This window comes from Streptococcus sp. k-163, assembly GCF_013277555.1.
Lineage (GTDB): Bacteria > Bacillota > Bacilli > Lactobacillales > Streptococcaceae > Streptococcus.
In genome coordinates, this window is sequence record NZ_VMND01000011.1 from 18845 (window position 1) to 27588 (window position 8744).

General features: G+C 43.2%; 9 protein-coding genes. 1 reads left to right on the forward strand and 8 read right to left on the reverse strand.

Annotated elements, in window-relative coordinates; all coding sequences use genetic code 11:
* Window positions 1-104 precede the first annotated feature (104 nt).
* The 7 genes from HT731_RS04360 to budA form a co-directional block, all read right to left on the reverse strand.
* Window positions 105-1175 (reverse strand): ABC transporter substrate-binding protein, encoded by a 1071-nt coding sequence (locus HT731_RS04360; RefSeq protein ID WP_173277805.1) that lies wholly within the window; start codon window positions 1173-1175, stop codon window positions 105-107.
* The gene (locus HT731_RS04365; protein WP_061759981.1) at window positions 1172-1945 is read right to left on the reverse strand and encodes an ABC transporter permease; all 774 of its coding nucleotides are present in this window, start codon (window positions 1943-1945) and stop codon (window positions 1172-1174) included. Before HT731_RS04365 ends, HT731_RS04360 begins: the two co-directional genes overlap by 4 nt.
* Window positions 1942-2748 carry an ABC transporter permease gene (locus HT731_RS04370; protein WP_000753801.1) on the reverse strand — a complete coding sequence of 269 codons (807 nt, stop codon included), beginning with the start codon at window positions 2746-2748 and terminating at the stop codon, window positions 1942-1944. The genes HT731_RS04365 and HT731_RS04370 overlap by 4 nt, the downstream gene beginning before the upstream one ends.
* Window positions 2729-3886 (reverse strand): ABC transporter ATP-binding protein, encoded by a 1158-nt coding sequence (locus HT731_RS04375; RefSeq protein ID WP_000742913.1) that lies wholly within the window; start codon window positions 3884-3886, stop codon window positions 2729-2731. The genes HT731_RS04370 and HT731_RS04375 overlap by 20 nt, the downstream gene beginning before the upstream one ends.
* Before the next feature lie 159 nt (window positions 3887-4045).
* Window positions 4046-4951 (reverse strand): UDP-N-acetylmuramate dehydrogenase, encoded by a 906-nt coding sequence (gene murB / locus HT731_RS04380; protein WP_173277807.1) that lies wholly within the window; start codon window positions 4949-4951, stop codon window positions 4046-4048.
* A gap of 110 nt (window positions 4952-5061) precedes the next feature.
* On the reverse strand, window positions 5062-5814 hold the full coding sequence (locus tag HT731_RS04385) for a YhfC family glutamic-type intramembrane protease (protein WP_173277809.1): 753 nt from the start codon (window positions 5812-5814) through the stop codon (window positions 5062-5064).
* 9 nt (window positions 5815-5823) lie between these two features.
* Window positions 5824-6555 carry an acetolactate decarboxylase gene (budA, locus tag HT731_RS04390; RefSeq protein ID WP_173277811.1) on the reverse strand — a complete coding sequence of 244 codons (732 nt, stop codon included), beginning with the start codon at window positions 6553-6555 and terminating at the stop codon, window positions 5824-5826.
* 141 nt (window positions 6556-6696) lie between these two features.
* On the opposite strand from budA, the gene HT731_RS04395 reads away from it, so the two are divergent.
* Window positions 6697-7971, forward strand: a complete 1275-nt coding sequence (locus HT731_RS04395; RefSeq protein WP_173277813.1) for a PLP-dependent aminotransferase family protein — start codon at window positions 6697-6699, stop codon at window positions 7969-7971.
* A 137-nt stretch (window positions 7972-8108) separates the two neighbouring features.
* Here the strand turns inward: HT731_RS04395 and HT731_RS09500 are convergent.
* Window positions 8109-8744 (reverse strand): Rib/alpha-like domain-containing protein (locus tag HT731_RS09500; protein ID WP_173277815.1); only part of this gene is annotated, 636 nt, incomplete at its 5' end.

The following is an 8744-nucleotide window of genomic DNA, read 5'->3' on the forward strand; positions in this document are numbered from 1 at the left end:
GCAAGCAAATAAGCAACTATCATAGAAAAACATACAGTTACAAAAATTGCCTTCTACATAAAAAACGAACCAGCTTGACTGATTCGTTTCGTGACTACTAACTCCTACTTCCGATACATTTTAAACTGTAGGAAGAGGTCGCTATATTTACCTGTCCATTTATGGTCAAATTTCTCATAAACTTCTAGGTGTTTCATGGTTTCAGCATCAGGATAGAAGGCCTTGTCTTCTTTTTTCTCCTCTGGGAGTAGTTCCTTAGCTGGTAGGTTTGGTGTTGAATAGCCGACATACTCCGCATTTTTAAGAGCATTTTCGGGTTTCAACATAAAGTTGATAAAGGCATAGGCTGCGTCTTGGTTTTTGACTGTTTTGGGAATGACCATATTGTCAAACCAAAGGTTGCTGGCCTCAGTTGGTACCACATAGCGGAGATTTTCATTTTTTTCTAGCATTTGGCTGGCTTCACCAGAGAAGGTCACACCGATAGCAGCGTTGTTCTGAATCATGTAGCCCTTCATCTCGTCCGCCACAATGGCCTTGATATTTGGAGTCAGTTTGTAGAGTTTGTCTACTGTCTCTTCCAACTGCTGAGTATTCTTGGAGTTGAGGCTGTAGCCAAGGGAGTTGAGCCCCAGTCCCAGCACCTCACGCGCCCCATCAAAGAGCATGATGGAGTTCTTATACTCTGGCTTCCAGAGGTCATCCCAATGCTCAGGCGCTTCATCTACCATAGTTTCATTGTAGATGATTCCCAGGGTTCCCCAGAAGTAAGGAATGGAGAATTTATTGCCTGGGTCAAAGGACTGGTTGAGGAACTCTGGTCCGATATTTTCAAGACCTTCAAGTTTTGAATAATCAAGCGGAACCAAGAGGTCTTCGTCCTTCATCTTGTTAATCATGTATTCACTTGGGATAGCAATATCATAGGTCGTTCCACCCTGCTTAATCTTGGTATACATGGCTTCGTTGGAATCAAAGGTCTCATACTGGACTTGGATGCCTGTTTCTTCTGTGAACTGAGTCAAGAGTTCTGGATCGATATAGTCTCCCCAGTTGTAGATAACCAATTTTTGACTATCTCGGCTATTGATTTTACTATCTAGATGCGTCGCAATTCCCCACAAGACCAGGATAATGGCTGCAATTCCTGCTAAAAATGAATAGAGTTTTTTCATGCTTGCTCCTCCTTCTCACGTGAGATAAAGTAATAACCAACAACTAGGATAATACTAAAGAGAAAGACGAGGGCAGACAGGGCATTGATTTCTAGCGAAATCCCCTTACGAGCACGAGAGTAAATCTCGACTGACAGCGTTGAAAAGCCATTTCCCGTTACGAAGAAGGTTACGGCAAAGTCATCCAGCGAATAGGTGAAGGCCATGAAATAACCTGCAATGATAGACGGAGTCAGGTAAGGAAGCATGATTTCCTTGAACATCTGAAATTGACTGGCTCCCAAGTCATAGGCCGCATGAATCATATCGCCGTTCATTTCCTTAAGACGTGGCAAGACCATCAAGACCACGATAGGAATGGAGAAGGCCACATGACTAGATAACACGGTCAAAAAGCCAAGTGAAAATTTGAGTTGGGTAAAAAGAATCAAGAAGCTGGCACCAATCATAACATCAGGCGCAACCATGAGGATATTATTGAGTGAAAGAAAGGCTTCTTGGTATTTCTTACGAGACTGGTAGATGTAAATAGCACCAAAAGTTCCGATAATGGTCGCAATCAAAGCTGACAGAAAGGCCAAGAAAAAGGTTTGGGTGAGGATCAACATAAGACGACCATCACCAAACATGGTTTTAAAATGGTTCAAGCTAAAGCCTGTAAAGCTATTCATGTCGTTGCCTGCATTAAAGGCGTAGCCAATCAAGTAAAAAATCGGCAGGTAGAGGACAAGAAAGACCAGTCCCAGATAAAGGTTGGCAAATTTTTTCATCGTTCTCTCCTTTCCTTGGTCACCCACATGGTAATGAACATGGTCAGGATGAGAATCACACCGATGGTAGAACCCATACCGTAGTTGTCATTGGTTAGGAAATTCTGTTCAATAGCCGTTCCCAGCGTAATAACACGGTTCCCACCAATCAAACGGGTCAGCATGAAGAGGCTCAAACTAGGGATAAAGACCGATTGGACCCCACTTCTCACACCATTCATCGACAGAGGGAAGATGACATGACGGAAGGTCTCCCACTTGGTCGCACCTAGGTCATAGCTGGCATTGATAAGATTGTTGTCCATATCGTCCAAGACATTGAAAATCGGCAAAATCATAAAGGGAAGCTCGATGTAGCTTGCAACAAAGATAAAGGAGAAATCCGTAAAGAGCAGCTGCTGTGAACCGATTCCGATAAATTCCAAAAATTGGTTAATAGAGCCATTTTGACCAAAAATTCCGATAAAGGCATATGCTTTAAGGAGCAAATTGATCCAAGTTGGCAGGATAATCAGCATGAGCCAGAGTTGACGGTGCTTGAGACGGGTCAAAAAGAGGGCTGTAGGATAGCTGATAAGCAAGGTCACAAAGGTCACAATTCCTGCATAGAGTACAGAGTTGAAGCTCATTTTGAGATAGGTCAAGTTTTGTGACGCAAAGTAAGATTTATAGTTTTCTAAACTAAACTGGCCTTCGATGTTGAAAAAGGATTGACCGAAAATCAAGACCAAGGGTGCCAGGACAAAGAGTGCAATCCAAAGCATGTAGGGCACTACAAAGAGTTTAGAGCTTGTTTTCTTCATCTCTTTCCTCCTCGATTGCATTGATCAGACCTGCTTCTTGCTCTTCGATTTCCACGTATTCTTCGATACGAGCATCGAACTCCTCCTCGGTTTCGTTGAGACGCATGATGTGGATGTCTTCTGGTTCAAAGTCCAGACCGATTTCCTCACCCACGATGGCCTTACGAGTCGAGTGGATCATCCATTCATTTCCAAGCTCGTCATAGGCGATAATCTCATAGTGCACCCCACGGAAAAGTTGAGTATCCACCTTAACTTGGAGCTTGCCTTCTTCAGGAAGGGTAATCCGCAAGTCCTCTGGACGAATAACAACCTCGACAGGCTCATTTGGCTTCATCCCACCATCGACCGCTTCAAAGCGTTTGCCGTTAAACTCAACCAAGTAGTCCTCAATCATGGTTCCTGGCAAGATATTTGACTCACCGATAAAGGTGGCAACAAAATGGTTAATCGGCTCATCGTAGATGTCCACAGGTGTTCCAGACTGGACAATCTCGCCATCATTCATGACGAAAATCCAGTCACTCATGGCAAGAGCTTCTTCCTGATCGTGAGTAACAAAGACAAAGGTAATGCCCAATCGTTGTTGCAGTTCACGCAGTTCGTACTGCATATCTGTTCTTAATTTCAAGTCCAGCGCTGACAAAGGCTCGTCCAACAAAACCACACGGGGTTGATTGATGATGGCACGGGCAATAGCCACACGCTGACGTTGTCCTCCAGAGAGTTTACGGATGGAACGTTTTTCATACCCTTCCAACTGAACCATCTTGAGAACTTCCGCTACGCGTTGCTCAATTTCTTTCTTGTCAATTTTACGCAAGCGAAGTGGAAAAGCAACATTTTCAAACACATTCATATGTGGGAACAAGGCATAGGATTGGAAGACCGTATGGACGTCTCGCTTGTTGGTTGGGATATCATTAATTCGGACACCGTCTAGCATGATATCTCCTGTCGTCGCATCCAGTAAACCTGCAATGATGTTTAGGATGGTTGATTTCCCTGAACCAGATGCGCCTAGAAGGGTGTAGAATTTCCCTTCTTCCAACTCAAAGTTGATGTCTTTGAGAACCTTGGTGTTGCTGTCTTCAAAAACTTTAGAGACGTTTTTGAATTCAATAATTGGTTTTTTCAATTGTCATTTATTCCTTCTTTTTCATAGATTAACAGATCAGGGCTCTGTCAGGCCACTACTACCTCGTGTAGGAGATTGAACTGCCTACATTCTTCTGCACTAACGATAGGCTTTCACCCCCTTTCCATGACATAGCAGCAGCTTTTCAAATACAGCTTCCTACTTGCTTTCACCTAAAATACGGACTTCTCTTTCAAGCGTGATACCTGAGTGTTCCTTGACTTTTTCGATAACAGACTCAATCAAGTCTTCGTAGTCTTTAGCCGTTCCACCTGCGACATTGATCATAAATCCTGCGTGCTTTTCTGACACTTCTACGCCACCAATACGATAGCCTTTCAAGCCAGCTTCTGAAATTAACTGACCTGCAAAATGCCCGACTGGACGCTTAAAGACCGAGCCACAAGATGGGTATTCCAAAGGTTGCTTGAGTTCACGGAGATGCGTCAAGCGGTCCATTTCCTGCTTGATAACCTGATGGGTTCCTGGGGCTAGGGCAAATTTAGCTGACAAGACAACTGCACCAGACTCCTGAATGGCTGAATGGCGGTAACCAAAAGCCAAATCTTTGGCAGACAGGGTCTCGATTTCTCCATCCTTGGTCAAGACCTTACAAGACTGCAAGATGTGGGCGATCTCGCCACCATAGGCACCCGCGTTCATAAAGACAGCACCACCAACGCTTCCTGGAATGCCACAAGCAAACTCAAAGCCAGTCAAACTATGACGAAGGGCAATGCGAGTTGTTTCAATCAAGTTAGCCCCTGCTTCAGCTTCGATGGTATAGCCATCAACGGACACATTATTGAGCTTGTCACACAAGATGACAAATCCACGAATCCCACCATCACGAACGATAATGTTGCTGGCATTTCCAAGAACCATCCAAGGGATATTTTCTTGATTAGCAAATTTGACAACGCGAGCCAACTCAAAACGATTTCGTGGAAAGACCAAATAATCGGCCTCTCCACCTACTTTTGTATAACTATAGCTATGCAAGGATTCCTTGAAACGGATATCAATTCCTTCTAAGATTTCAAGCATTTTTTCTCTTACAGACATGTTACTCTTCCTTTTACAAAATTCATTCCATTATACCATTTTTAAGACCATTTGACGACCAGAAAAAGACCTTGTTTGGTTTTTGCATATAAAAAGAGGTTTCCCCCTTTTTATGATTTTTTGCAAAAGGTTGCCTTTGTTACATAGACAACAAGAATAAGCTCTAGTGCTAGGACAACTTCCACCAAGACTGGATTGGTCAGCCAGCCAACTTGGGCAAGAGATGGTGCCAGGTCAAAGAGGGCATGTAGTCCATAGGCTGCTAGGAGATAAATCCATTTTTTCTGGCGAACAGCTTGGTAAACCCAAACAGTCAAGAGCAATTGGAAACCCAAGGCCAAAATCCGTTCAAAACCAAGCAAATAAATCTGCCAGACTGATAGCGACTGGATGGTTTTCAACATATTTTCAGACAGCAATTGCATAACCTGTGGATTCTGAGTTTGAACTGCTGAGAGAACAATGTAGAGATTAAGTAAACTAGCAAGGCCTAGAAAAATCAATTCCAAGCCACCATGTCCCAATCCATAGGCCAAGGCATCTGCTTTTTCCAAACTTCTCTTTTTCTCCAACCATTTAAAGAAAACAAGGCGAGCCGTTTCCTCAAAAAATGCTGCCATGGCTAGGCCATAGAGGATATAGACAAGCGGATGATCTTGCAAGAGGGCAATACTACTGTCTTTTTGAGGATGCAAAACTAAGATATGCACCAGTTTTTCCAAAATCTGTGAAGAGACAAAGAAGGCTACGGCCCCCAAGCCCAAAACAGCTAAATTAATCTTGTATTTCTTTTTGGCATACCAAATGCTCCCTATCAAGAAAGCCAGTAACAACACCATGGTAATGATAATATGAATGGTCATTTTCTTCTCCTATTCTGCCTTTTCAATATCTTTTCTCATCTCTTCAACATTGAACTTAGCAAACAAGTATTGACGGTCTTGAACTGGAAAACGTTGATCCAATTGGTCAACAGCTCCCACCTCGATTATACCTTCCTTGATGACAAAGTCCATGACATGTCCACCGAAAGTCAAATCATCTGAGATGAAGTGCAGATGGTAGCCTGCCACACTGACCCCATGGAAAATCTCTGGCGTCCAGAAACCAACGATGGTTCCCACCACATTGTCACGACTATATTCCGGTTGATGGGTTGCGACATCAGCAAACTTGGTATCTGGTGTCGACTTAGGAATCATGCGCACATGCATATGTGAAAATTCCCCCCGAATCTTGATAGAGCGGAAAAGATTTTCCCCGTCATAATAAGACTCTATTCGCTCTTCCAATTCCTTGTCTGTCATCTCAAAGCGCTGGCGGAAAATGACCTCTGCCTGATGCGGTACCACTGCTGCATAAGGAATAAGGGCATCTGGTGACACTTCTACAATTTCCGGTTGCTCTCCTGAGCCTTTGGCCTGATAAGCCTTTCCATCTAAGACAATCAATTCCCCATCAATGGAATCCAAGGTTCCCAAACCAAGGTCTCCATGCTCTAGCAATTCTCCTACTGTCATGGTCCCACCATAAAGGCCAGCCATCAAGGCTCCAAGGGTATTGTATTGAAATAATTTCACTGGTTCCTGCACGCTCTTAACCATTCTCTTTCTTATCTGTTATTATGTAAATCTTACTCCTAAGTATACCACATTTGTCCCTAGATGTGAACGAGAGAAACACCCTAGACATTGCCAAGAAGGAAAAAAAAGGGTACAATGTAACAAAATCAAGGGAGGTTTGGAATGAAGAAACAAAGCAAGTACCAAGAGGTCGTTTCCTATCTAAAAAATGGTATCGAGTCTGGACGCTTTCCGACGGGAAGCCGCCTGCCTTCTATCCGTCAACTGAGCCTTGACTTTCACTGTAGCAAGGATACCATTCAACGAGCCCTGCTGGAATTACGACACGAACAATACCTCTACGCCAAGCCCCAGAGTGGCTACTATGTCCTAGAACAAGGGCAACATCAGGATCTAGAAATCGAGGTTACCGACGAACACGCCAGCGCCTATGACGATTTCCGACTCTGTATCAATGAAACCTTGATTGGCCGGGAAAACTACCTCTTCAACTACTATGACAACCAAGAAGGTTTAGAAGACTTAAGACAATCCATTCACAAACTGCTCTTTGACCAAGCCCTTTACTGCAAGGCTGACCAACTGGTACTGACTTCTGGAACCCAACAAGCCCTTTTTATCCTCTCTCAAATTTCCTTTCCTAGCCAATCTAAGGAAATCTTGGTGGAACAGCCGACCTACCATCGGATGAATCGTCTCTTGATTGCTCAGAGCTTAGACTATCAAACGATTGAACGAGGCATTGATGGAATTGACTTGGAGGAGCTGGAAGGTCACTTCAAAACAGGAAAAATTAAGTTTTTCTACACCATTCCTCGTTTTCACTATCCTCTGGGGCATTCCTATTCTGAGCAGGACAAACGCGCTATTCTTGACTTAGCTGCCAAGTACGGTGTTTATATCGTAGAGGACGATTATCTGGGGGATTTGGACTCCAAGAAGGGCCAGACCTTCCACTATCTGGATACAGAAGAGCGCGTTATTTATATCAAGTCCTTCTCAACCAGCCTCTTTCCAGCCCTACGGATAACAGCACTCATCCTTCCAAATGCTATCAAAGAAGCTTTTGTGGCCTACAAAAATATACTAGACTACGACAGCAACCTCATCATGCAAAAGGCCCTGTCACTCTATATTGACAGTCAATTATTTGAGAAAAATCGTCTAGCTCGCTTGTCCAATCAGGAAACTTACCAAAAACAACTCGAGAAAAGTTTAACCAAAACACCTTGTCCCCTCCCTCACTTTCCGCTTCATGATGGTTTATTGCTAGACCTCAGACAGTATCCTAAAATCGCCAGTTTCAAGCACAGTCAACTGGGCTTAGACTTCTTTGAAGAGGCATACTTGGATGCCTGTCCTTATCAATTTGCCAAAGTGCCCTTAGAAAATCTGGAAAATGTTTTAGACTATTTAAAAGAGTCTGGGACAAAATAGTTCTCAGCCACAAAAAAGCTAGAGATTTCCAATTGCGGAACTCTAGCTTTTTAATTTATGTGACTTTCAGTCCCAAAATCTTTGCTAGCAAACCAATAGAATCAAGATTCTCAAGTTTGCTTTATCAGAGTAATGTTTTACTCTTCTTCCTTGCGTTTTTTAGCAAAGAGAAGTCCGCCTGTAACTGCTGCAAGTAATACAAGACCAAGGGAAGCGTTAGATTTCTCTGTCCCAGTATTTGGCAATTCTTTTGCTCCTGCTTTCTTAGTTGATGGGTTCACTACTGGAGTAATTGCTGGATCTTTAGTTGCTAATTTTGGTGCACTTTCATCCGATATCTTACCATCTTTGCTTGCTTTAGCAGTACCTGGGTCTGCTGTAATTTCTTGTTGAGTTAGTGCACTTGAATCTTTTACAGTTACTTTAACTGGAACTTCATCCTTAGAGCCATCTGGGTAAGTTACAACAACTACTGGTGTTTTGTCCCCTGGAGTTGTTGTATCTACTGGTTCCTTGAACTTAGCTGTTGTTCCTGAAGGAAGGTCTTTGAAGTTCGCAATTGAATCTTCTGCTTTTGGTGCGTCACCAACTTTAACAGTTTGTTCCTTGGCTTTTGGTTCGTTCTTATCCGCATCGCTACGTGGATCTTTTACAGTTACTTTAACTGGAACTTCATCCTTAGAGCCATCTGGGTAAGTTACAACAACTACTGGTGTTTTGTCCCCTGGAGTTGTTGTATCTACTGGTTCCTTAAACTTAGCGGTTGTTCCTGA

Bases quoted from the DNA above. Each gene is read 5' to 3' on its own strand.
- HT731_RS04360 (WP_173277805.1), bottom strand. From the start codon at position 1,175: ATGAAAAAACTCTATTCATTTTTAGCAGGAATTGCAGCCATTATCCTG.
- HT731_RS04365 (WP_061759981.1), bottom strand. From the start codon at position 1,945: ATGAAAAAATTTGCCAACCTTTATCTGGGACTGGTCTTTCTTGTCCTC.
- HT731_RS04370 (WP_000753801.1), bottom strand. From the start codon at position 2,748: ATGAAGAAAACAAGCTCTAAACTCTTTGTAGTGCCCTACATGCTTTGG.
- murB (WP_173277807.1), bottom strand. From the start codon at position 4,951: ATGTCTGTAAGAGAAAAAATGCTTGAAATCTTAGAAGGAATTGATATC.
- HT731_RS04385 (WP_173277809.1), bottom strand. From the start codon at position 5,814: ATGACCATTCATATTATCATTACCATGGTGTTGTTACTGGCTTTCTTG.
- budA (WP_173277811.1), bottom strand. From the start codon at position 6,555: ATGGTTAAGAGCGTGCAGGAACCAGTGAAATTATTTCAATACAATACC.
- HT731_RS04395 (WP_173277813.1), top strand. From the start codon at position 6,697: ATGAAGAAACAAAGCAAGTACCAAGAGGTCGTTTCCTATCTAAAAAAT.